The organism is Thauera linaloolentis 47Lol = DSM 12138 (assembly GCF_000310205.1).
In the GTDB taxonomy this organism is placed as follows: domain Bacteria; phylum Pseudomonadota; class Gammaproteobacteria; order Burkholderiales; family Rhodocyclaceae; genus Thauera; species Thauera linaloolentis.
In genome coordinates, this window is the sequence record NZ_AMXE01000024.1 from 25,456 (window position 1) to 47,373 (window position 21,918).

Sequence of the window (21,918 nt, forward strand, 5' to 3'; positions counted from 1 at the left end):
AACTCCTAGTGAAAGCCGCCGATGCGCTTCATGTCATTGAAGTTGAACCAGATGAAGAAGGCCTTGCCGACGATGTTCTCCTCCGGCACGAAGCCCCACACGCGACTGTCGGCGCTCGCGTCGCGATTGTCGCCCAGCACGAAGTAGTGGCCCGGCGGCACGGTGCACGCGACGCCGCTGCTGGTGTAGGTGCAGTTCTCGCGCTGCGGGAAGTTCATCACCTGCGGCACGAAGGCCGGCGCATCGCGTTCGATCAGCACGGAATGCTCGGCCGCACCCAGCTTCTCGGAGAATTGCGGCGAGTAGTACAGCCGGTCCGGATGCAGGTAGCTGCCCGCCTCGGCGATGGCCACGGCCTCGCCGTTGATGGTCAGCCGCTTGTTGAGATACTCGACGCGGTCGCCCGGCAGACCGACGACACGCTTGATGTAGTCCAGCGAGGGATCGGCCGGATAGCGGAACACCATCACGTCGCCGCGCTGCGGCAGATTGACGTCGATGATCTTCTTGTTGATCACCGGCAGGCGGATGCCGTAGGTCCATTTGTTAACGAGGATGAAATCGCCCACCAGCAGGGTCGGGATCATCGAGCCGGACGGGATCTTGAACGGTTCGACGATGAAGGAACGCAGGCCGAACACGACCAGGATCACCGGGAAGAAGCTTGCGCCGTACTCGACCCACCACGGCGCCGGCGCGTTGGCTGCGCGCCGCTTGCGGGCATGGAAACGGTCGAAGAACCACAGGACGCCGCTGGCGACGAGCAGCAGGAAAAGGATGAGGGCAAAGTTCATATGCTGTCCGTCACTTGCCTTCGTCGGTGCGCAGCACCGCCAGGAAGGCTTCCTGGGGAATCTCGACGTTGCCGACCTGCTTCATGCGTTTCTTGCCTTCCTTCTGTTTTTCGAGCAGTTTCTTCTTGCGCGTGATGTCGCCGCCGTAGCACTTGGCGAGCACGTTCTTGCGCAGCGCCTTGATCGTCTCGCGGGCGATGATGTGCGAGCCGATCGCCGCCTGCACCGGCACGTCGAACATCTGGCGCGGGATCAGGCCACGCAACTTGGCCGCCAGTTCGCGGCCGCGATACTGCGCGCTGGCGCGGTGCACGATGACCGACAGGGCATCGACCTTTTCGCCGCCCACCATCAGGTCGAGCTTGACCAGGTCGGCCGAGCGGTACTCCTTGAAATCGTAGTCGAGCGAGGCATAGCCGCGCGACACCGACTTGAGTTTGTCGAAGAAGTCCATCACGACCTCGTTCATCGGCAGTTCGTAGATCAACTGCACCTGGCGGCCGTGGTAGCGCATGTCGATCTGGGCGCCGCGCTTCTGGTTGCACAGCGTGATCACCGGGCCGACGTAGTCCTGCGGCAGAAAGATGGTCGCGGTGATGATGGGCTCGCGGATGTCCTGGTACTTGCCCACATCAGGCAGCTTGGCGGGGTTCTCCACATGGATCACCGTGCCATCGTTCAGCACCACCTCGTACACCACCGTCGGCGCGGTAGTGATGAGGTCCATGTCGAACTCGCGCTCCAGCCGCTCCTGCACGATGTCCATGTGCAGCAGGCCGAGGAAGCCGCAGCGAAAGCCGAAGCCCAGCGCCTGCGAGACTTCCGGCTCGAATTGCAGCGATGCATCGTTGAGGCGCAGTTTTTCGAGCGAATCGCGCAACTGGTCGTATTCGGACGATTCGACCGGATACAGACCGGCGAACACCTGCGGCTTGATTTCCTTGAAACCGGGCAGTGGCTCGGCGGCCGGACGGCTCGCCAGCGTCACCGTGTCGCCCACCTTGGCGGCCTCCAGCTCCTTGATGCCGGCGATGATGAAGCCCACCTCGCCCGCACAAAGCTGCTCGCGCGCAACCGAACGCGGGGTGAACACGCCGACCTGGTCGCACGGATACTGCGCGCCGGTCGACATCAGGAGGATGCGGTCCTTGGGCTTGAGTACGCCATCGACCACCCGCACCAGCATCACCACGCCGACGTAGTTGTCGAACCAGGAATCGATGATCAGCGCCTTCAGCGGCCCGGCAGCGTCGCCCGTGGGCTGCGGCACGCGCGCGACGATGGCCTCGAGCACGTCCTGCACGCCCAGGCCGGTCTTGGCCGAACACAGGATGGCCTCGGACGCATCGACACCGATGACATCCTCGATCTCGCCGCGCGCATTGTCGGGGTCCGCGGCCGGTAGGTCGATCTTGTTCAGCACCGGCACCACCTCGACGTCGAGGTCGAGCGCAGTATAGCAGTTCGCCACGGTCTGCGCCTCGACGCCCTGCGACGCATCGACCACCAGCAGCGCACCTTCGCAGGCGGACAGCGAACGGCTGACCTCGTAGGAAAAGTCGACGTGCCCCGGGGTGTCGATCAGATTCAGGTTGTAGACCTGCCCATCCTTCGCCTTGTAGCTCAGCGCGGCCGTCTGCGCCTTGATGGTGATGCCGCGCTCGCGCTCGATGTCCATCGAGTCGAGTACCTGAGCCTCCATCTCGCGGTCGGAAAGGCCGCCGCAGAAATGGATGAGTCGATCGGCCAGGGTCGATTTACCGTGGTCGATGTGAGCGATGATGGAGAAATTTCGAATAGCGCGCTGCATGGATGCCAACAGAAAGGGCGCCTTGCGGCACCCTGTTGAACTGGAAAACCGGAAGCTGACCGGACACGGGCTGAGCGCCGGATTCTAGCGGAAAACCGCTGCCCATGCTGCCCTGGCCGGCCCGGCCGCCTCTACATCCGCTGGAGGGAGCGCTTGGAATCGGCACGACGCTGGAATCTGGCGCCGCAGGCTCGAACCCGGCAGCGAAGAGCTTTGCCCCTGCACCCCCCGGGCGTGGCCACCGGCGTGCGCCTGGTCAATCTCTGGAATGTGTCATTGGCGGCCCCCTGAACGAGCGGGGCCGGTTCAAGGGAAGATGTCTCTTCGGAAGCAGTACTTCAGTGAGGCTGGCAGGTTGCGTTCGGCACCAGCAGCCAACAGTTGATCAAGGGCCCGCACCACGTCCGGGGTGCCGCTGACGCCGGCAGAACGCCTGGTTTCGGTAAGTTCGGTAGAGAACACGATGCGGGTGCCCAATTGCAGAGCGAGCGCGTTGAGCCCCTTGTCCAACACCTGCGGTGCAGACTGACGGGGCAGGACGCACGGCCTGCGCCTGCGCGGCGCTGCGGGTGACGCCGATTTCGGTCGCGATGGCGGGACGCAGACATCGCGCCATTCCAGTTGCCTGCGCAGGCAGGTGATGATGCCGTCGTAGTGCTCTTCGAAGGCGACGAGCAGCGAGACAGAAGCGGGAATCTGAGGTACTGCTGACAATCCTTCAAAAAAGAACAGCTATCAATACCGTCATCCGCCGCTGCAATGGGCACGCACCGCCGCCTCGTCCAGATGGTAATGGCAAAGCTCCGTTTCTCCCGCCAGCACGACCGGCACCAGTTCGTCCCAACGCGCCTCCAGTTCGGGGTGCTGGTCGACATCGACGACGTCGATCGCCCAGCCGTACTCTTGCGCGATCGGTTCGAGCGCGGCGACGAGGTCGTGGCACAGGTGGCACCATTCGCGGCTGAGGACGGTGAATGTGCGGCGCCCGTCAGGCATGCTCATTTTCCGGCGCGCAGGCTGACGTAAGAGCTCGTGTCGCCACGCTGAACCAGCAGCGTCACCTTCTGCCCCACCTCGACGCCGCCCACGAGGCGGTTGAATTCGGCGACCGACGCGAGCTTGATCTGCCTGCCCTCCAGCACGACGGCGAGCACCACATCGCCCTGCTGGATCTCGGCCCGCGCAGCCGCACCTTGCGCGCGATCGACGATGAGCCCGCCTTCGATGCCGCGCTCGCGCCGCTGGGCCGGAGTCGGCGCCGACAGCACGAGCCCGAGCTTGTTGGGAGCGGACAGGCCACGCGGCGCGGCGCCGGCCACCGGCGCTTCCTTCGGGTCTTGCCACTCGCCGACGTTCACCTTGAACGCCACCGGCTTGCCGTCCCGGTACACATCCACCTCGGCATCCGTGCCCGGCTGGACGGCGGCCACGATGCGCGGCAGGTCGCTGGAAGCATCCACGCCCTTGCCCGCGAAGCGCACGATCACGTCGCCTTGCTGCAGGCCGGCCCTTGCCGCCGGCCCTTCAGGTTCCACCGAACTGACGAGCGCGCCCGCGGCGCGCGGCAGGCCGAAGCCGTCGGCCAGATCGCGCGTCACCTCCTGGATCGCAACCCCGATACGGCCCCGCTGCACGCGCCCCTTGGTGCGGAGCTGGTGCTGCACGTCCATGACGACATCGATCGGAATCGCGAACGACAGTCCCATGAAGCCGCCGGTGCGGCTGTAGATCTGCGAATTGATGCCGACGACCTCTCCCCTGAGGTTGAACAGCGGTCCGCCGGAATTCCCCGGGTTGATCGCGACGTCGGTCTGGATGAAGGGCACGAAGTTCTCATCGGGCAGCGAACGGCCCTTCGCGCTGACGATGCCCGCCGTCACCGACTGGTCGAAACCGAACGGCGAGCCGATCGCCACCACCCATTCGCCCACCTTCAGGCGCGCCGGATCGCCGAGCACAACGCGCGGCAAGCCGTCTGCCTCAATCTTGATCAAGGCCACATCGCTGCGCACGTCGGCACCAATCACCTTGGCCATGTATTCGCGCTTGTCGGCAAGGCGGACGAGAATCTCCTCGGCCTCTTCCACGACATGGGCATTGGTCAGGATATAGCCGTCGCCGCCGATGATAAAACCCGAGCCCAGCGACTGGTTGTCGGGGTCCGCGCCCGGGAACTCGTGCCGCCGGGGGATGAACTTGCGGAAGAAGTCGAACATCGGGTCCGACTCGTCGATACCGGAAAACGGCACGGGCAGCTGCGTCTTTTCGCCGCGCGTCTGGATGGCGCTGATGTTGACGACCGCGGCGCCCTGTTTTTCGACCAGGGCGGTGAAATCAGGCAGGCTCGCCGCAGGCGAAGCCGGCGTCAGCAGCAGGGACGCTGCGAACAGGAAAGCATGGCGAAGGGAGAGGAAACTCATCGGGATTCCTGAAGCGGCCGCAGGCAGGCGGCCTGGGATGCAAGTTCCTGGGGGGCAAGTTCCATGTGCAACTGTGCGCGCCAGCCGCGGCTGCGCGCCAGCAGGCGATTGAGCGCGAATGCCAGGAGCAGGCCGGCGGCGCCACCGGCCGCCACGCCAAGATCGTTTGCCGCCGCGATGCCGCCGCACGCCGCGCCGGCGACGAGCAGGACAGCCCCAAGACCGTAGCTGGCCATGGCCGCCTTGAGCGGGGCACCGTCAGGCGTGCTGATGACGACCCTGTCTCCCGCTTTCAGCTCGAGCCGGGTGGGCAAGGCGAACTCGCTCTTCGGTAAGCCGAAGGCCTGCGTAATCTGCACCGAGCGGCATCCGCCTGGTTCATCGCAGCGCCCGCAGCCTCCCCCGGTATCGGATACACGCAGCCAGACACGCCCCGCTTCGATCTGCAGGACCTGCCCCCAAGCCTGCATCATTGCACCGCAGGGCGGATGGCATCACCGATGCGCTTGACCGCGCGTTCGGGCACCTCGCCGAGCACGGTGATCAGATGGCCATCGAGCGAGCGCTTGTAGATATTGATGGCGCCGCTGGCGAGCGGGCCGAGGCCGATCGAGGCGCCGTCGGCAATCGGTTCGATGAACACCGACACAGAGGCCAGGCCATCGCTGAACACCATATGCACCGCCTGGCCGCGCTCGGGACCGAGCGGCCTGCGCATCACGGATGTCAGCGCATATCCGGGAACGTCCTCGCCGACGGCCCAGCCGCTGTCTGCCCTTGCCAGGTCACTGCCACGGGCATTCACGAGGCGCCAGCCATCGACGTCCTGGAAGCGCGGGGCAAGCAATTCGTCCCCCACCTCGCCGCCGATGCGCACATCGCTGAAGGCGAACTGCTCGATGAGCTGCCCTGTTTCATTGACGGTACGCGCTTTGAGCAGCAGGCCCGACTGGATCTCGGCCCACAGCGTGTGCCCATAGCGCAGATCGTCCCGCGGCTCGAGGACGAGCGCCTGGGCCTCCATGCCGGCCACCCGCACGACGTCGCCCTTGCGGATGCGATAGCTTTCGGCGAGACCGACGGGCGAAACCGGGAGCCGGGCCGGGAAGGCTCGCCGGCCCGCGGCTTCATCGATGATGACGAGCTTTTGATCCGGCAGCACGCAACGGATTTCCGTTCCCTTTCGGATCACCTCGCGCGGGCTGCCGTCCAGCGCTTCCAGGCGCTCGTACTCCACGCCGGCATCGACCCGATGCGCAATGCGCGATGTCTCGACATGGGTGCCGGACTGGTACATGAAGGTGCCGACATAGTTGAGCCGTTGTCCGGCCGATGCGATGCGCCCCATCCAGGACAAGGGATCGCCAGGCGCCTCGGCGACTGCTGACCCGTGAAGCAAGGCGGCACAAACGCCGAAAACGGCGGCCAGCCGCCTCATCGACCCGGCCCCTCGGACGACGCGGAAACCGTCCGCACATACTGCACCGCGGCCGGCATCGGCCCGCCGCTGACGCCCTGGTGGGCAAAGACATACTCGCGCAAGGGGTCGTCCGCCACATTCTGCCCCCCTCCGCCCTGGACCCGGGCAAGCACGCCGGACGCCGGTGCGCTGGCGACGACCGGCTGCGCGGCGATACGCTGCACAGCCAGGGTCGCAGGCGTGGGCGCCTCCTGCGAATAGAGCGTCGCCGCGACGAGCCCCACCGCCGCCACGCCCATCACCGATGCGGCGATCGGCATCAATGTCCGCAAGACGCTGCGCCGCGCGGAAGCCGCCGCGGACACGGCCGGCGCGAACACGATGGGCTCCTCATCGAGGCCTGCCATGACCCGGGCGACGAAATCCGCCGACCCGGCACGCTCTCCGCGGATGACATCGCCGATCAAGCAATACGCATCCCAATCCTTCCTGAGCGATGCGTCACGTCGCAGCCCGTCGAAAACCGGGCGTATCGCGTTCTGGTCGAGATCTCCATCGATCAGGGCCGACAGTTTGTCCTTCATGCCTACACCTACCAACGTTTGTCCGGGGCCGTGTCGAGCAACGGCCGCAGACGTTCTGCAATCGCTTCGCGCGCACGGAATATCCGCGAGCGCACCGTACCGATCGGACATTCCATGATGTTGGCGATCTCCTCGTAACTGAGGCCCTCGAGCTCGCGCAACATGATGGCTGTCCTCAGCTCCTCGGGTAGAGCTGCCATCGCCTCCTCGACGGTCTCGCCAATCTGGCGCGTCATCAGCAGCCGCTCGGGCGTGTTGATGTCGCGCAGTTGATCGCCGTCTTCAAAGGTCTCCGCCTCTTCCGAGTCGAAACTCGTCGAAGTCGGTGCCCTGCGTCCCTGCGAAACCAGCCAGTTCTTCGCGGTATTGATACCGATGCGGTACAACCACGTATAGAAGGCACTGTCTCCGCGGAACGAACCCAGCGCACGGTAAGCCTTGATGAAGGTTTCCTGCGCCACATCTTCGACTTCGGCTGGATCGCGGATCAGTCTGGACAGCAGGCGATGGAGCTTGCGCTGGTATTTCGATACCAGCAAGCCGAAAGCCTGCTTGTCGCCGCGCTGCACGCGCTCGACGAGCTGCTGATCGATTTCACGATCGGTCATGGAGTGTTCGTTCTTTCCGGATATTCGAATGACAAAGCAGCCGGATTATAAGCGAGCACCCCAGCTCTCACCAAAGATCGAAGACACAGGGACAGACACAGCCCCCCCGGATTAGTTCATACGCCGGAAAGGGCATCCTCCGATCGCCGCGCCGACCCCTCGGGCTGCCGTAGGCGGGGCCCCGCATGCTATATTTTTAATCTTTCCAACGAGCCCGAGCGTCATCTTGCTGAAACAGTACGACGTACTCATTCTTGGCAGCGGTGCGGCTGGCCAGTCCATGGCACTCAGGCTCGCCGACAGCCTGCGTGTCGCCCTCGTAACCAAGCGCGAACTGTCCGACAGCGCAAGCAACTGGGCGCAGGGCGGCATCGCCGCGGTGCTCGATACCGCAGACAGCATCGAGGCCCACGTCCAGGACACCTTCACCGCCGGCGCGGGCCTGTGCGACCCGGAGGCGACGCGCTTCGTCGTCGAGAACGGCAAGCGCGCCATCGAATGGCTGATCGGCCGCGGCGTGCCCTTCACCCGTGAAGCCGATTCCCAACTGGGCTACCACCTCACCCGCGAGGGCGGCCACTCGCACCGCCGCATCATCCATGCCGCCGACGCAACCGGCGCCGCGGTACAGTCGACGCTGTCCGCACAGGTGCGCGCCCACCCGAACATCGACATCTTCGAACACCATATCGCGGTGGACCTCGTCCTTGGCGACAAGGTCGGCCAGCCGGACGAAGGCTGCCTCGGCGCCTATGTGCTCGACATCGAGGCCGGCAAGGTGGTGACCTTCGCCGCGCGCAACACCGTGCTGGCGACCGGCGGCACGGGCAAGGTCTATCTGTTCACGACCAACCCCGACGTTGCCACCGGCGACGGTGTAGCCATGGCGTGGCGGGCCGGCTGCCGGGTGGCGAACATGGAATTCATCCAGTTCCACCCGACCTGCCTCTATCATCCGCAAGCGAAGTCCTTCCTCATTTCCGAGGCGGTGCGGGGCGAGGGCGGTCTGCTGAAACTGCCCGATGGCACGCGCTTCATGCCCGAGCACGATCCGCGCGAAGAACTCGCCCCCCGGGACATCGTCGCCCGTGCCATCGACTTCGAGATGAAGAAGCGCGGCCTCGACTGCGTCTACCTGGACATCAGCCACAAGCCGGCCGAGTGGCTGCGCTCGCACTTCCCCAACATCTACGCACGCTGCCTTGAGCTGGGCATCGACATCACGCGTGAACCCATTCCGGTCGTGCCCGCGGCGCACTACTCCTGCGGCGGCATCGTCACCGATCTCGCGGCACGCACCGACGTCCCTGGCCTGTATTCGGTGGGCGAGTCGGCCTATACCGGCCTGCACGGCGCCAACCGCCTCGCGAGCAACTCGCTGCTCGAATGCCTGGTCTACGGCGAGGCTGCCGCACAGGACATCCTGGCCAAGCCGAAGCGGCCGGCCCCCGTCCTGCCCGCCTGGGACGAAAGCCGCGTCACCGACGCTGACGAGGAAGTCGTGATCTCACACAACTGGGCGGAATTGCGCCGCGCCATGTGGGATTATGTCGGCATCGTGCGCACCACCAAACGCCTGAAGCGAGCACAGCACCGCATCCGCCTGCTTGCGCGCGAAATCCACGAGTTCTATTCGAATTTCCGCGTCACCAACGACCTCATCGAGCTGCGAAACCTGGTGGTCACCGCCGACCTGATCGTCTCCTGCGCGCTCAAGCGCAAGGAAAGCCGTGGCCTGCATCATTCGCGGGACTATCCCGAACTGCTGCCGCGCGCGCGCGAAACGATCCTGCGTCCGCCACGCAAACCCAAGAGCTGATCAGGCGCTGCCGGGCGGGGAAGCGGCCTTGTGCCGCAGCCATATCCGCAGCGGCCGCCAATGCGCGGCCGCCATGTTCGCCCGCAGCAGCATCAATCGGCGCCGCGGCCGCCTTGAAGCCCGTTCGCCCTCCGCCGCCGGGCCGAGCAGCGGCAGCCACACCGCCCAGCCGAAATCGACTGCACCTGCCCCCAGCCAATAGTCGCCGGCCCAGCCGCCACGGCTCTCATTGCCGCAACCCAGGCCCAGGCCGCCGTCACCGTGCAGGACGAGTGCAAGGCCCCGCTTGGCGCGCTCCCGCCGGAGCGCATGCAGCAGCGAGCCCAGCAGCGCGATCCAGAGCAGAAGCCCCAGCGTGCGCAACGGAGCAGGCTGCAGCACGGACAGACTGGGAACATGAAAAAGCGCCAATCCCGCCGCGGCATGCACAGCGGAGATTGACGCCATCACGACCCTGGAAGGCCACAGCGGGATCGTCAGCGGAAAGTGAATGGCTTCACCCGTGGCATGACCTCACCATGCGGCCCTTACCTCAGATCTTGCGGAACACCAGCGTGCCGTTGGTACCGCCAAAGCCGAAGTTGTTCTTCAGCGCGACATCGATCTTCATCGGGCGGGCGACGTTGGCGCAGTAGTCGAGATCGCACTCCGGATCCTGCTCGAAGATGTTGATCGTCGGCGGAGAAATCTGGTTGTGTACTGCAAGCACGGTAAACACCGACTCCAGCCCACCGGCGCCCCCCAGCAAGTGGCCGGTCATCGACTTGGTAGAGTTGACGACCAGCTTCTTTGCGGCTTCGGCGCCGAATGCGAGTTTGATCGCCTCGGTTTCGTTCTTGTCGCCAAGCGGGGTCGAAGTACCGTGCGCATTCAGGTAATGAACCTGGTCGGAACTCACGCCGGCGTTCTTCATGGCATTGAGCATGCTGCGGCGCGGGCCGTCCGTATCCGGCGCAGTCATGTGGTAGGCGTCGCCGCTCATTCCGAAACCGGCCAGCTCGGCATAGATTCGGGCGCCACGACGTACCGCGTGCTCGTACTCCTCGATCACCATCACACCGGCGCCTTCGCCCAGCACGAAGCCATCGCGGCCGTTGTCCCAGGGACGGCTGGCCGTCGCCGGATCGTCATTGCGGGTCGACAGCGCCTTGGCCGACGCAAAACCGCCGATCGCAAGGTGGGTCACCGTAGACTCGGCGCCGCCGCATACCATGACGTCCGCGTCACCGTATTCGATCATGCGCGCACTCATGCCGATCGCATGAAGCCCGGTCGTGCAGGCGGTGACCACGGCCAGGTTCGGCCCCTTCAGGCCGTACATGATCGACAGGTTGCCCGAAATCATGTTGATGATGGTGCCGGGAATGAAGAACGGCGAAATCTTGCGCGGACCGCCGCCAAGATAGTCGTCGTGGGTTTCCTCGATCATCGGCAAGCCGCCGATGCCGGAACCGATATTCACGCCGATACGATCGGCGTTGGTCTCATTGACCTCGATACCGGAGTCACGAATGGCCTGGATACCTGCCGCCATGCCGTAATGGATGAACACGTCCATGCGGCGCGCATCCTTGGCGGACAGGTATTCGGTGACGTCGAAGTTCTTCACTTCGCCGGCGATCCGGGCCGAGAATGCACTCGCGTCGAAACGGGTGATCGGTCCGATGCCGCTCTTGCCGGCAAGCAGGTTTTCCCAGGCCTCGGGAACAGTATTGCCGACCGGCGAAATCACACCCAGACCGGTGACGACGACTCTACGACGCGACACGGGCAACTCCGTTGAAATCAATGAGATGAAAATAAGCGCAGCCGGACACCGCGACAGCGGCATCCGGACCGCATGCACTCAAGAGAAGCGAATTACTTCTTGAGGTGGGCGTTGACGTAGTCAATCGCCTGCTGGACGGTGGTGATCTTCTCGGCCTCTTCGTCCGGGATCTCGCACTCGAACTCTTCCTCGAGCGCCATGACCAGCTCCACGGTGTCCAGCGAATCCGCGCCAAGATCATCGACGAACGAAGATTCGGTCTTGATCTCCGATTCGTTCACGCCAAGTTGCTCAGCGACGATCTTCTTGACGCGCTGTTCGATGTTCTCCATGAACTAACTCCTTCCCTGAGGGTAACGGGTGTATTGAAAAAGCCGGCGTATTCTACCAAAACCGGGCTGAACCGCTATCCTGACCACCGATCAGGACATGTACATGCCGCCATTCACGTGCAGGGTGGTCCCGGTCACGTATGCAGCAGCAGGCGAAGCAAGGAAGGCCACGGCGCCGGCAATTTCCTCCGGACGGCCCAGGCGGCCCAGTGCGATGTTGCCCAACAAGGCGTCGCGCGCGGCCTCAGGCAGGGCGCGCGTCATGTCGGTATCGATAAAGCCGGGCGCCACGCAATTGACCGTGATGTTGCGGCTGCCAAGCTCGCGCGCAAGCGCGCGCGCCATGCCGGCCACCCCGGCCTTGGCTGCCGCATAGTTGGCCTGGCCGGGATTGCCGGCACTCGCCACCACCGAGGTGATGTTGATGATCCGGCCCGCGCGCGCCTTCATCATGCCGCGCATGACCAGCTTGCTCATGCGGAAGACCGCGCGCAGATTGGTATCGAGCACCGTATCCCACTCGTCGTCCTTCATCCGCATCGCCAGGTTGTCACGGGTGATGCCCGCATTGTTCACCAGGATGGCGATCGCGCCGAAGCGCTTTTCGATGTCACCGACCAGTGCCTCACAGGACGCCGCATCGGTAACGTCGAGCGCCATGCCCACGCCCTTGCAGCCCGCCCCGTCCAGCGCCTTCTGGATGTCGGCTGCGCCGGACTCGGAAGTCGCCGTGCCGATCACCGTGGCGCCGAGGCGCCCCAGTTCCAGCGCCACGGCGCGGCCGATGCCGCGCGACGCGCCGGTCACCAGCGCAAGCTGTCCTTCAAGCGAAAAACTCATGTTCACCTCACCGCCGCAATCGACTGTTCGAGGCTCGCCGCATCGTGCGCCGAACCGCCTTCCACTTCCTTGGCAATGCGCCTGGTCATGCCGGCCAGCACTTTGCCGGGCCCGCATTCGATGACATGGCTCATGCCCCGCCCCGCCATCGCCTGCACCAGCTCGATCCAGCGCACGGGCGAGTAGGCCTGGCGTATCAGCGCATCGCGAATCTTCTCGGGATCATCGTAGACCTCGGCATCGACATTGTTGATGACGTCGATACCCGGTCTGGTGATGCTCACTCCGGCCAGGCGCTCGGCCAGGCGCTCGGCGGCCGGACGCATCAGCGCGCAGTGGAAAGGCGCGGAAACCGGCAGCAGCACGGCGCGCTTGGCACCTTTGGCCTTGGCGATCTCGCCGGCGCGCTCGACAGCGGCCTTGGCGCCGGCAATGACGATCTGCCCCGGTGCGTTCAGGTTGGCAGCCTCGACCACCTGCCCCTGCGCTGCCTCGGCACACGCTTCGCGCACAGCGTCGGCCTCCAGGCCCATCACCGCGGCCATCGCGCCTTCTCCGGCGGGAACCGCCTCCTGCATGGCCTGGGCGCGAAAACGCACCAGCGGCACGGCATCCCCGAAGGCCAGCGCGCCCGCGGCGACCAGCGCGGAATACTCGCCGAGGCTGTGGCCGGCCACCAGCGCGGGCTTCGGACCGCCCGCAGCCAGCCAGGCACGGTACGCCGCCACGCCCGCCGTCAGCATCAGCGGCTGGGTATTGACCGTCAGCGCCAGGCGCTCAGCCGGGCCGTCGCACACCATGGCCCATAGATCCTCGCCCAGCGCATCGGACGCTTCGGCGAAGGTTTCACGAATCACCGCAGATTCGCCATAGGCGGCCATCATGCCGACCGACTGCGAACCCTGCCCGGGAAAAACCAGCGCAAATGCCATGCCTGCTCTCCGGTTGTCAGAAATGAAGGTGAGGAATCAGAAATCGATCAGGGCTGCGCCCCAGGTGAAGCCGCCGCCGACGCCTTCGATAACGATGCGCTGGCCCGAGCGGAGCTTGCCGCTGCGCACGGCCTCATCCAGCGCCAGCGGGATCGAGGCCGCAGAGGTGTTGCCGTGGTGGTCGAGCGTGGTGATGACCCTGTCCATCGGCAGGCCCAGCCGCTTCGCCGTGGCCTGGATGATGCGGATGTTGGCCTGGTGCGGAATCAGCCAATCGACGCTGTCCGCGCTTGCACCCGCCAGATCGAGCACCTCATGGGCGACCTCGCCCAGCACCTTGACCGCGAACTTGAACACCGCCTGCCCGTCCATGCGCAGGAAGGGGTCGCCGATGACCTGGCCGGCTGCGACGCCGCCGGGCACGCACAGGATCGGATGATGGCTGCCGTCGGCATGCAGCGCCGAAGCGCGGATGCCCGGCTGCGCCGAGGCTTCGAGCACCACGGCGCCGGCGCCGTCGCCGAACAGCACGCAAGTCGCGCGGTCGGACCAATCGAGGATGCGCGAGAACACCTCGGCGCCGATCACCAGCGCGCGCTTGTGATTGCCGGAGCAGATGAACTTCTCCGCGATCGACAGCGCATACACGAAACCGCAGCATACGGCCTGCACGTCGAACGCCGGCCCGCCATTACGGATGCCGAGCCTAGCCTGCACCAGCGTGGCCGTACTCGGGAAGATGTAGTCGGGCGTCGACGTGGCGACGATGATCAGGTCGATATCGCCGGCTTCGCATCCCGCCGCCTCGATCGCCCGCTCCGCCGCGACCAGGGCCAGGTCGCTGGCGCCGACGTCCGCCGCGGCCAGATGGCGGCTGCGAATGCCGGAACGGCTGACGATCCACTCGTCCGAGGTATCGATGCCGCGCGCGACCAGGTCGTCATTGCTCACCGGACTGCCAGGCAGGCAGCTCCCCGTCCCCGTGATCCTTGCATAGATCATGCCTTCACCTCGTTCATGCTCGCCATCCGTTCGGAAATGCGCTCGATGAGCCGGTTCGACGCCGCATCGGCCGCGCGCGAAAGCGCATTGCCGAAGGCAAGCACGTCGGCAGAGCCGTGACTCTTGAGCACCACCCCACGCAGCCCCAGCAGGGGCGCCCCATTGTAGAGGCGATGATCGACCCGTTGCTTGAAGCGCTTGAGCACAGGCAGGGCCACGGCAGCCATCAGCTTGGTCAGCAGCGAGCGGCTGAACTCCTGCTTGAGCATGGCGCCCAGCATCTGCGCCAGCCCTTCCGAAGTCTTGAGCGCGACGTTGCCGACGAAGCCGTCACAGACCACCACGTCCACCGTGCCTTCGTAGATGTCGTCGCCCTCGACGTTGCCATAGAAGTTGAGCCCGCTGGCGCGCAGCAGCTCGGCCGCCTCCTTGACCACGTCATTGCCCTTGATGGCTTCTTCACCGATGTTGAGCAGTCCGACGCTCGGGCGCTCCTTGTGCTCGATGGCCGCCACCAGCGAAGAGCCCATGACGCCGAACTGCAGCAGGTGCTCGGCCGAACAGTCGACGTTGGCGCCGAGATCGAGCACGTAGGTGTGCCCCCTCATGGACGGCAGCACGGTAGCGATCGCCGGACGGTCGATGCCGGGCAGCGTCTTCAGCACGAAGCGCGAGATGGCCATCAGCGCGCCGGTATTGCCGGCGGACACGGCCGCGCTCGCCTCGCCGGCCTTGACGAGGTCCATCACGACGCGCATCGAAGAATCCTTCTTGTTGCGCATGGCAATGGCGGGCGGGTCGTCCATGGTGACGACTTCCGAAGCCGGGCGCAGCTTCAGACGGGGGCCGAATTCGGATTGAGCCGTCCCGAGCAGAGGCCGGACCGCCTCTTCCCGGCCGACCAGGATTACGTTTGCATCGGGATGGCTACGCAGAAAGGACAGCGCAGCGGGCACGGTCACGGCCGGGCCGTGATCGCCACCCATGCAGTCGATCGCAATGGTGACACCCATCGGCATCTCGCGTGATTCAGACGAAAAATGGGAAAGATACGCGGAAAAAAAGCGGCGCAGGCGCAGAGCGCCGTGCGCCGCCTTCGCGTTCGAGAAGCGGGATTACTCGCCCTTGGCCTTCATGACCTTCTTGCCGCGGTAAACGCCGCTCGGGCTCACGTGGTGGCGCAGATGGACTTCACCGGTGGTCGGCTCGACGGCGAGCGCCGGAGCGGTCAGGAAATCGTGCGCGCGATGCATGCCACGCTTCGAGGGGGACTTCTTGTTCTGTTGGACGGCCATTGAAAATACTCCTGATACGAATTAATGCGCCTAGTCTGCGCGATGACTGCCTCGCAGCGACGCAAGCGCAGCGAAAGGCGATTCTTCATTCGCCCCGTTTACACTTCGGGGCGTCTCACATTGTTCGTGTCTCGGCGCAATCGGCAAGGCCAGCAGGATTTCGTCCTCGACCAGGGCCAGCACATCGAGCGCTTCATCGACCTCGATCGCATCGACCTCGTCGTCTTCGAGTTCCTCGTCCGGGATGGGCTGCCCGGCACGCACCGGCTGCAGCGTCGTCTCGACCGCCAGCGGCCAATCGAAACCACCCAGACAGCGCTGGCAACGCAGATTCAGGCTGCCGCCGAGCGTCAGCCTGAGCCGGGGTTCCGAACGACAGGCAGCCCCGCCTTCTGCAGCCCCCACCTCGGCGAGCGAGCCTTCGACGCGCCAGCTCACCTTGCCCTCCTTGTCGGCCAGCAAATCGACCAGACGCGGAAATTCCGCCACTTCGGCCTCGCCTGACAGGGTCCGAGCCTCGCTGGCGAAACGGAAGGGGTCGGCAATCTTGCCGAGCGACGCGCTTTGTTGCGACATAAGAGGCGCATGATATTATTTTTTCTGGCTTTGTGTCAAAGCCGTCATGCATCGGAAGGCCTGCCCGAACGTCGGCCTTGCCGCAACCGCTCCGCCCCGTCGCCCCGACGCGGCCTCTCATCCGCCCATCCGCGCAATGAAGCTCATCCTCGCCTCCACCTCCGCCTATCGGCGGACGCTGCTCGAACGCCTGTCGATCCCGTTCGAAACCGCCCGCCCGCACACCGACGAGACGCCCCTCCCGGGCGAAGCCCCCGACGCCACCGCGGAACGCCTCGCCGCCGAAAAGGCGCGCGCCGTGGCAAACGCATGGCCGGACGCGCTGATCATCGGCAGCGACCAGGTCGCACACATCGGCAGCCAGGTGTTCGGCAAGCCGGGTAGCGAAGCCCGCGCAATCGCCCAGTTGCAGCAAATGAGCGGCCAGGCCGTGGTGTTCCACACTGCGCTCGCGCTGCTCAACACCCGAACCGGCCACCTGCAGGTCGAAGGCATCCCGACCCGAGTGCGTTTCCGGACGCTTGCCGACGACGAAATCCGCCGCTACGTCGCCAAGGAGCGCCCCCTGGACTGCGCAGGCAGCGCCAAGTCCGAAGGGCTGGGCATCTCGCTGCTCGAAGCGCTGTCCGGCGACGATCCCACAGCCCTGATCGGCCTGCCGCTGATCGCGCTGTCACGCATGCTGCGCGCCGAAGGCCTCGCCCTGCCATGACCGCCGGCCGACACGCAACCGAAGGGCACGGCACGCTCTTCCTCGTCCCCGTCGCCCTCGGCGACACGCCCTGGCCCGGCTTCCTGCCCGCCCAGGCGCAGGCGGTCGCCGCCGGCCTGAACCACTTCGTCGTCGAAAGCGCGCGCGCCGCACGCGCGCACCTGAAGCAGCTGGACTATCCCCACCCGCTGCGCGACACCGACATCCGCGAACTGCCGGCCGACGCCGCCAAGGCGCACGACGCGGCCTTCGACGCCCTGCTCGCCCCCGCCCTGGAAGGCCGGGACGTCGGGCTGATGTCGGACGCCGGCTGCCCCGCCGTCGCCGACCCAGGCGCACGCCTGGTGGCGCGCGCCCATGCCCGGGGCATCCGCGTCGTACCGCTGGTCGGCCCGTCATCCATTCTGCTCGGCCTGATGGGCTCGGGGCTGAATGGCCAGAGCTTCGCCTTCCACGGCTACCTGCCGGTCAACGAAATCGAGCGCGACAAGGCGCTGCGCGCGCTGGAAGATGAATCGCGCAAGCTCGGCCGCACACAGATCTTCATCGAAACCCCGTACCGCAACGAACGCATGTTCGACGCGCTGCTCAAGACGCTGAAACCGGAAACGCGCCTCTGTATCGCCTGCGAACTCAATACCGCCAGCGAATCAATCCTGACGCGCCACCTGCGCGAGTGGAAGCAAACCCAGCGCCCGGCGCTCGCCAAGCGCCCCTGCCTGTTCCTGCTGCTCGGCTGAGGGCGGACGCTCAGGCGCGTTCCAGCAACCAGCGTGCCATGTCGCGCGGCGTATGGACGCAAGCCAGCGGACGCTCGGCCTCCAGCGCCGCCGCCGGGTGTGCGCCGAAGCCCACCCCGAGCCCGGCCACACCCGCGTTCCTCGCCATCTGCAGGTCGTGGGTGGTGTCGCCCACCATCAGCGTGCGCGCGGGGTCCGCGCCAAGCTCGTCCATCAGTTGCTCCAGCATCGCCGGATGCGGCTTCGAAAAACACTCGTCCGCGCAGCGCGTCGCCAGAAAATGCATGCCCAGCCCGGTATGCGCCAGCGCCCGGTCGAGCCCGACGCGGCTCTTGCCGGTGGCCACGCCCAGCATCCGGCCGCGGCCCGCCAGTTCGGCGATCAATTGCGGCACGCCCTCGAACAAGCGCAGTTCATGATCCCGCGCGAGAAAATGATGCCGATAGCGCTCGATCAGGCGCGGGTAATCGGATTCCCGCAGTTCCGGCACGGCATGGCGCAAGGCCTCGCCCAGCCCCAGCCCGATCACGTAGCGTGCCCGCTCGTCGCTGGGCGCGGGCAGATCGAGGTCGCGGCACGAAGCCTGGATAGCATGGACGATGGCCGCGGCCGAATCGAGCAGCGTGCCATCCCAATCGAAAACGATCAGATCGAAACCTTCAGCCATGGGCCTTCTCCGCGGCGCCCAGGGCGTCGATGAAGGATTGCAGTTCGGCCGGCAGCGGAGCCTCGAAGGACATCGCCTGGCCGGTCAGCGGATGCTCGAAGCCGAGCCGGGCCGCATGCAGGAACATGCGCTTCAGTCCCTCGCCTTCCAGCCGCTTGTTGAGCGCGAAATCGCCATACTTGTCGTCGCCGCACAAGGGGAAGCCGAGATGCGTCAGATGGACGCGGATCTGGTGCGTGCGCCCGGTCTTGAGCTCCACCTCCAGGAAGCTGTAGTCGCGCCAGCGCCTCACCAGCCGCACGATGCTGTGTGACGGCTTGCCTTCTTCGCTGACGCGCACGCGGCGCTCGCCCTCGGCGGTCAGGTACTTGTGCAGCGGCACCTTCACATGCTGCAGCGGATTGTTCCAGCGTCCCGGCACCAGCGTCAGATAGCGCTTCTCGACGCGGCCCTCGCGCATCATGTCGTGCAGCGCGGTCAGCGCAGAACGCTTCTTCGCCACGATCAGCAGGCCGGAGGTCTCGCGGTCGAGCCGGTGCGCCAGCTCGAGCATGCGCACCTCCGGACGCTGCGCCCGCAACTGCTCGATGACGCCATAGCTCACGCCGCTGCCACCGTGCACGGCCTTGCCCGCCGGCTTGTCGATGACGATCAGCGCATCGTCCTCATACACCACGGGCAAGGGCTTGCCGGCCGGCGCGGGCGCCGTGCGGGTGGGCTCGGCCACCCGGATCGGCGGAATGCGCACCTCGTCGCCTTCCGCCAGGCGGTAGGTCTGCTGCACCCGGCCGCCATTCACGCGCACCTCACCGCTGCGCAGGATGCGGTAGACGTGGCTCTTGGGCACGCCCTTGGCGATGCGCAGCAGGTAGTTGTCGATGCGCTGCCCGGCAGAAGCCTCGTCGATGCGCTCATGCCTTACCGCAATGCTTTTGCCTTCGATAGTCGTCATGAAATATACTTTCGGGCGGTCGACCCGGTCGCTGCCAGCCAAGTGCATCAAGTCGAGGCTTTGCGCGTTGAAACGATGCATCAGACGCCGAAGCCGAAAGACGGCGGCAAACTGCTGGCGATGAGCCCTGAAGAGCGCTCCCGGCGTCACCGCTGCGTGCCATCCAATGCCGAAAAGGGCATCGATGGTAACGCAATCGCCAACTTCGATACACCCATCCAGCCCCAGGGTTGGATTTTGACGCGTTACTCGCACTTGCAGGATCAAATGTTCCGGCCCGGCGGCCCTACCCGGCTCGCTGGCGGGAACAAGAGAATATCGACCAGCCGACCCATCACAGCCCGACAAACCCACCGGATGCAAACAGAAGCCCAACCCAATCGCTCCTGAACCCGGAAAGCGCGATGGTGCGCGCCGCTCGTCCTGCCCGTGCTTCTGACGCGGGAGAACGATCCAAATGAAGCGCATGCTTTTCAATGCGACGCAGGCCGAAGAACTACGCGTCGCAATCGTGGATGGTCAGAAACTGATCGACCTCGATATCGAATCGGCCGCCAAGGAAGAACGCAAGAGCAACATCTACAAGGCGGTCATCACCCGCATCGAGCCCAGCCTCGAAGCGGCTTTCGTCGACTATGGCGCCGAGCGCCATGGCTTTCTGCCATTCAAGGAAATCTCCCGCTCCTACTTCCAGCCCGGCGTAGACGCCGGCAAGGCTTCCATCAAGGAAGCCCTGAAAGAAGGCCAGGAGCTCATCGTCCAGGTCGAGAAGGACGAGCGCGGCAACAAGGGCGCGGCCCTCACCACCTACATCTCGCTGGCCGGCCGCTATTTGGTGCTGATGCCGAACAACCCGCGCGGCGGCGGCGTCTCGCGCCGCGTCGAGGGTGACGAGCGCGCCGAACTGCGCGAAATCATGGATCAGCTCGACGTGGTCCAGGGCATGAGCCTGATCGCCCGCACCGCCGCCATCGGCCGCAGCGCCGAAGAGCTCGAGTGGGACCTGAACTACCTGATGCAGCTGTGGCGCGCGATCGAAGGCGCGGCCGAAGGCCAGACCGGCGCCTTCCTGATCTACCAGGAAGGCAGCCTGGTCATCCGCGCGATCCGCGACTACTTCCAGCCCGACATCGGCGAGATCCTGATCGACACCGACGACGTCTACGAGCAGGCGCGCCAGTTCATGGCCCACGTCATGCCCGGCAACGTCGCCCGCGTGAAGCGCTACAGCGACGACGTGCCGCTGTTCTCGCGCTTCCAGATCGAACACCAGATCGAATCCGCCTACTCGCGCCAGGTCGGCCTGCCCTCGGGCGGCGCCGTGGTCATCGACCATACCGAGGCGCTGGTATCGATCGACGTCAACTCAGGGCGCGCCACCAAGGGCTCCGACATCGAGGAAACCGCCTTCCGCACCAATTGCGAAGCGGCCGACGAAATCGCCCGCCAGCTGCGCCTGCGCGACCTCGGCGGCCTGATCGTCATCGACTTCATCGACATGGAGTCGGCAAAGAACCAGCGCGAGGTCGAGAACCGCCTGCGCGACGCGCTGCGCCACGACCGCGCCCGCGTGCAGACCGGCAAGATCAGCCGCTTCGGCCTGCTCGAACTGTCACGCCAGCGCCTGCGCCCCGCCCTGGCCGAGACCAGCTACATCACCTGCCCGCGCTGCAACGGCACCGGCCACATCCGCAGCACCGAATCGTCGGCGCTGCACATCGTCCGCATCCTCGAAGAAGAAGCGATGAAGGAGAACACCGGCGCGGTGCACCTGCAGGTGCCGGTCGATGTCGCGACCTTCCTGCTCAACGAGAAGCGTGTCGACATCGCCCGCATCGAGCTGCGCCACAAGGTACAGCTCATCATCGTCCCCAACCGCCACCTGGAAACGCCCGCGCACGAAATCATCCGCCTGCGCCACGACCAGCTCAACGCCGAGGACATCGCGCTGGCGAGCTACCAGATGGTGCAGAAACCGGCCGAGGAAGTGGAGCGCCTGCCGAGCAAGGCCGGCGAACGCCCGCCGCGCCAGGAAGCCGCCGTCAAGAGCATCGCACCGGCCCAGCCCGCGCCGGTCGCCGCCGCAGCACAGCCGGCCGCGAGCACCGCCGCAGCGCCGGCGCCGAAGGGACTGCTGGCCCGCATCATGGGCTGGTTCACCGGCGGCCAGCCGCAACCGGCGTCCAACCCCGAGCCCGTGGCCGAAGCCGCGCCGAAGCGCGAAGGCCGCGCCCGTAGCGAACGCAGTGGCGACGGCCGCCGCAGCAGCGGCAATCGTGGCCGCCGTGGCGAGCGCGACGGCGAAGCACCGGCAGGCCGCGGAACACGCGGCGAGCGCCAGGAACGCGCCGAGGGCGGCGATAAGCCGCAGCGCGCCGAGAAGGCCGAGCGTGCCGAACGCACCGAGCGCGGCGAAGGACGCGGCCGTGGCCGCAGCCGTGGCGAGCGTGGCACCGAACAACGCACCGCCGAGGCCGTGCCGGCCGAAGCCGCGGACGAACTGCTGAAGGCCGCCGCCGCCAGCGCCCTGGTTGCGGACCCGGCCGCCAGCCTTGCCGAAACCGTGGCAAGCGATGGCGTAAGCGGAGAAGACGGCGCCTCGGGCGAGAAGCGCCGCCGCCGCGGCCGCGGCCGCGGCCGCCGCTCG

The 21,918-nt window shown here is 65.8% G+C and carries 25 protein-coding genes; 5 read left to right on the forward strand and 20 right to left on the reverse strand.

Going from position 1 to position 21,918, the window contains the following annotated elements; translation table 11 throughout:
- Positions 1-5: 5 nt before the first annotated feature.
- The 9 genes from lepB to rpoE form a co-directional block, all read right to left on the reverse strand.
- Positions 6-794, reverse strand: coding sequence for a signal peptidase I (gene lepB / locus C666_RS08555; protein ID WP_004336963.1), 789 nt, complete (start codon positions 792-794; stop codon positions 6-8).
- Between the two features lie 10 nt (positions 795-804).
- Positions 805-2,604, reverse strand: coding sequence for a translation elongation factor 4 (gene lepA / locus C666_RS08560; RefSeq protein ID WP_004336964.1), 1,800 nt, complete (start codon positions 2,602-2,604; stop codon positions 805-807).
- A gap of 306 nt (positions 2,605-2,910) precedes the next feature.
- Positions 2,911-3,318: a hypothetical protein gene (locus C666_RS20415; protein WP_154666123.1), complete on the reverse strand. Its 408-nt coding sequence runs from the start codon at positions 3,316-3,318 to the stop codon at positions 2,911-2,913.
- A 30-nt stretch (positions 3,319-3,348) separates the two neighbouring features.
- Complete coding sequence (locus C666_RS08565; protein ID WP_004336965.1) at positions 3,349-3,600, reverse strand: glutaredoxin family protein; 252 nt, start codon at positions 3,598-3,600, stop codon at positions 3,349-3,351.
- A 2-nt stretch (positions 3,601-3,602) separates the two neighbouring features.
- Positions 3,603-5,024: a Do family serine endopeptidase gene (locus C666_RS08570; protein ID WP_004336967.1), complete on the reverse strand. Its 1,422-nt coding sequence runs from the start codon at positions 5,022-5,024 to the stop codon at positions 3,603-3,605.
- The gene (locus C666_RS08575) at positions 5,021-5,497 is read right to left on the reverse strand and encodes a SoxR reducing system RseC family protein (RefSeq protein ID WP_004336969.1); all 477 of its coding nucleotides are present in this window, start codon (positions 5,495-5,497) and stop codon (positions 5,021-5,023) included. The genes C666_RS08570 and C666_RS08575 overlap by 4 nt, the downstream gene beginning before the upstream one ends.
- Complete coding sequence (locus C666_RS08580; RefSeq protein WP_028791967.1) at positions 5,494-6,462, reverse strand: MucB/RseB C-terminal domain-containing protein; 969 nt, start codon at positions 6,460-6,462, stop codon at positions 5,494-5,496. Before C666_RS08580 ends, C666_RS08575 begins: the two co-directional genes overlap by 4 nt.
- Complete coding sequence (locus C666_RS08585; protein ID WP_004336973.1) at positions 6,459-7,028, reverse strand: sigma-E factor negative regulatory protein; 570 nt, start codon at positions 7,026-7,028, stop codon at positions 6,459-6,461. Before C666_RS08585 ends, C666_RS08580 begins: the two co-directional genes overlap by 4 nt.
- Positions 7,029-7,036: 8 nt before the next feature.
- Complete coding sequence (rpoE, locus tag C666_RS08590) at positions 7,037-7,636, reverse strand: RNA polymerase sigma factor RpoE (RefSeq protein WP_004336975.1); 600 nt, start codon at positions 7,634-7,636, stop codon at positions 7,037-7,039.
- Between the two features lie 226 nt (positions 7,637-7,862).
- Here rpoE and nadB point away from each other — a divergent pair, with 226 nt between their 5' ends.
- Complete coding sequence (gene nadB, locus C666_RS08595) at positions 7,863-9,455, forward strand: L-aspartate oxidase (RefSeq protein ID WP_004336976.1); 1,593 nt, start codon at positions 7,863-7,865, stop codon at positions 9,453-9,455.
- On the opposite strand, the gene C666_RS08600 is transcribed toward nadB, so the two are convergent.
- The 9 genes from C666_RS08600 to C666_RS08640 form a co-directional block, all read right to left on the reverse strand.
- The gene (locus C666_RS08600; protein WP_028791968.1) at positions 9,456-9,947 is read right to left on the reverse strand and encodes a protein YgfX; all 492 of its coding nucleotides are present in this window, start codon (positions 9,945-9,947) and stop codon (positions 9,456-9,458) included.
- Between the two features lie 40 nt (positions 9,948-9,987).
- Positions 9,988-11,223, reverse strand: coding sequence for a beta-ketoacyl-ACP synthase II (gene fabF, locus C666_RS08605; protein ID WP_004336978.1), 1,236 nt, complete (start codon positions 11,221-11,223; stop codon positions 9,988-9,990).
- Positions 11,224-11,315: 92 nt separating this feature from the next.
- Positions 11,316-11,555, reverse strand: a complete 240-nt coding sequence (gene acpP / locus C666_RS08610) for an acyl carrier protein (RefSeq protein WP_002930040.1) — start codon at positions 11,553-11,555, stop codon at positions 11,316-11,318.
- 90 nt (positions 11,556-11,645) lie between these two features.
- Positions 11,646-12,395 carry a 3-oxoacyl-ACP reductase FabG gene (gene fabG / locus C666_RS08615; protein WP_004336979.1) on the reverse strand — a complete coding sequence of 250 codons (750 nt, stop codon included), beginning with the start codon at positions 12,393-12,395 and terminating at the stop codon, positions 11,646-11,648.
- A 2-nt stretch (positions 12,396-12,397) separates the two neighbouring features.
- Positions 12,398-13,327, reverse strand: a complete 930-nt coding sequence (gene fabD / locus C666_RS08620; protein ID WP_004336980.1) for an ACP S-malonyltransferase — start codon at positions 13,325-13,327, stop codon at positions 12,398-12,400.
- Positions 13,328-13,363: 36 nt separating this feature from the next.
- Positions 13,364-14,329: a beta-ketoacyl-ACP synthase III gene (locus tag C666_RS08625; protein WP_004336981.1), complete on the reverse strand. Its 966-nt coding sequence runs from the start codon at positions 14,327-14,329 to the stop codon at positions 13,364-13,366.
- A complete protein-coding gene (gene plsX, locus C666_RS08630; protein WP_004336983.1) occupies positions 14,326-15,342 on the reverse strand; it encodes a phosphate acyltransferase PlsX in 1,017 nt (338 codons plus the stop codon). Before plsX ends, C666_RS08625 begins: the two co-directional genes overlap by 4 nt.
- A 102-nt stretch (positions 15,343-15,444) precedes the next feature.
- Entirely contained in the window at positions 15,445-15,624 is a 180-nt protein-coding gene (gene rpmF, locus C666_RS08635; RefSeq protein ID WP_004336985.1) for a 50S ribosomal protein L32, read from the reverse strand.
- A gap of 30 nt (positions 15,625-15,654) precedes the next feature.
- Positions 15,655-16,200, reverse strand: coding sequence for a YceD family protein (locus C666_RS08640; RefSeq protein WP_004336986.1), 546 nt, complete (start codon positions 16,198-16,200; stop codon positions 15,655-15,657).
- A 136-nt stretch (positions 16,201-16,336) separates the two neighbouring features.
- Between C666_RS08640 and C666_RS08645 the strand changes: the two genes are divergently transcribed.
- The gene (locus tag C666_RS08645) at positions 16,337-16,912 is read left to right on the forward strand and encodes a Maf family protein (RefSeq protein WP_004336987.1); all 576 of its coding nucleotides are present in this window, start codon (positions 16,337-16,339) and stop codon (positions 16,910-16,912) included.
- A complete protein-coding gene (locus C666_RS08650) occupies positions 16,909-17,652 on the forward strand; it encodes an SAM-dependent methyltransferase (RefSeq protein WP_004336988.1) in 744 nt (247 codons plus the stop codon). Before C666_RS08645 ends, C666_RS08650 begins: the two co-directional genes overlap by 4 nt.
- 10 nt (positions 17,653-17,662) lie before the next feature.
- Here the strand turns inward: C666_RS08650 and C666_RS08655 are convergent, their stop codons facing one another.
- The gene (locus tag C666_RS08655) at positions 17,663-18,319 is read right to left on the reverse strand and encodes an HAD-IIIA family hydrolase (protein ID WP_004336989.1); all 657 of its coding nucleotides are present in this window, start codon (positions 18,317-18,319) and stop codon (positions 17,663-17,665) included.
- Positions 18,312-19,271 carry an RluA family pseudouridine synthase gene (locus C666_RS08660; RefSeq protein ID WP_028791969.1) on the reverse strand — a complete coding sequence of 320 codons (960 nt, stop codon included), beginning with the start codon at positions 19,269-19,271 and terminating at the stop codon, positions 18,312-18,314. The genes C666_RS08655 and C666_RS08660 overlap by 8 nt, the downstream gene beginning before the upstream one ends.
- On the opposite strand from C666_RS08660, the gene C666_RS20925 reads away from it, so the two are divergent.
- Positions 19,233-19,661 (forward strand): hypothetical protein, encoded by a 429-nt coding sequence (locus tag C666_RS20925; protein WP_245603883.1) that lies wholly within the window; start codon positions 19,233-19,235, stop codon positions 19,659-19,661. The genes C666_RS08660 and C666_RS20925 overlap by 39 nt on opposite strands.
- A 67-nt stretch (positions 19,662-19,728) precedes the next feature.
- Positions 19,729-21,918: Rne/Rng family ribonuclease (locus C666_RS08665; protein ID WP_004336991.1), on the forward strand; the 2,190-nt coding region annotated here is incomplete at its 3' end.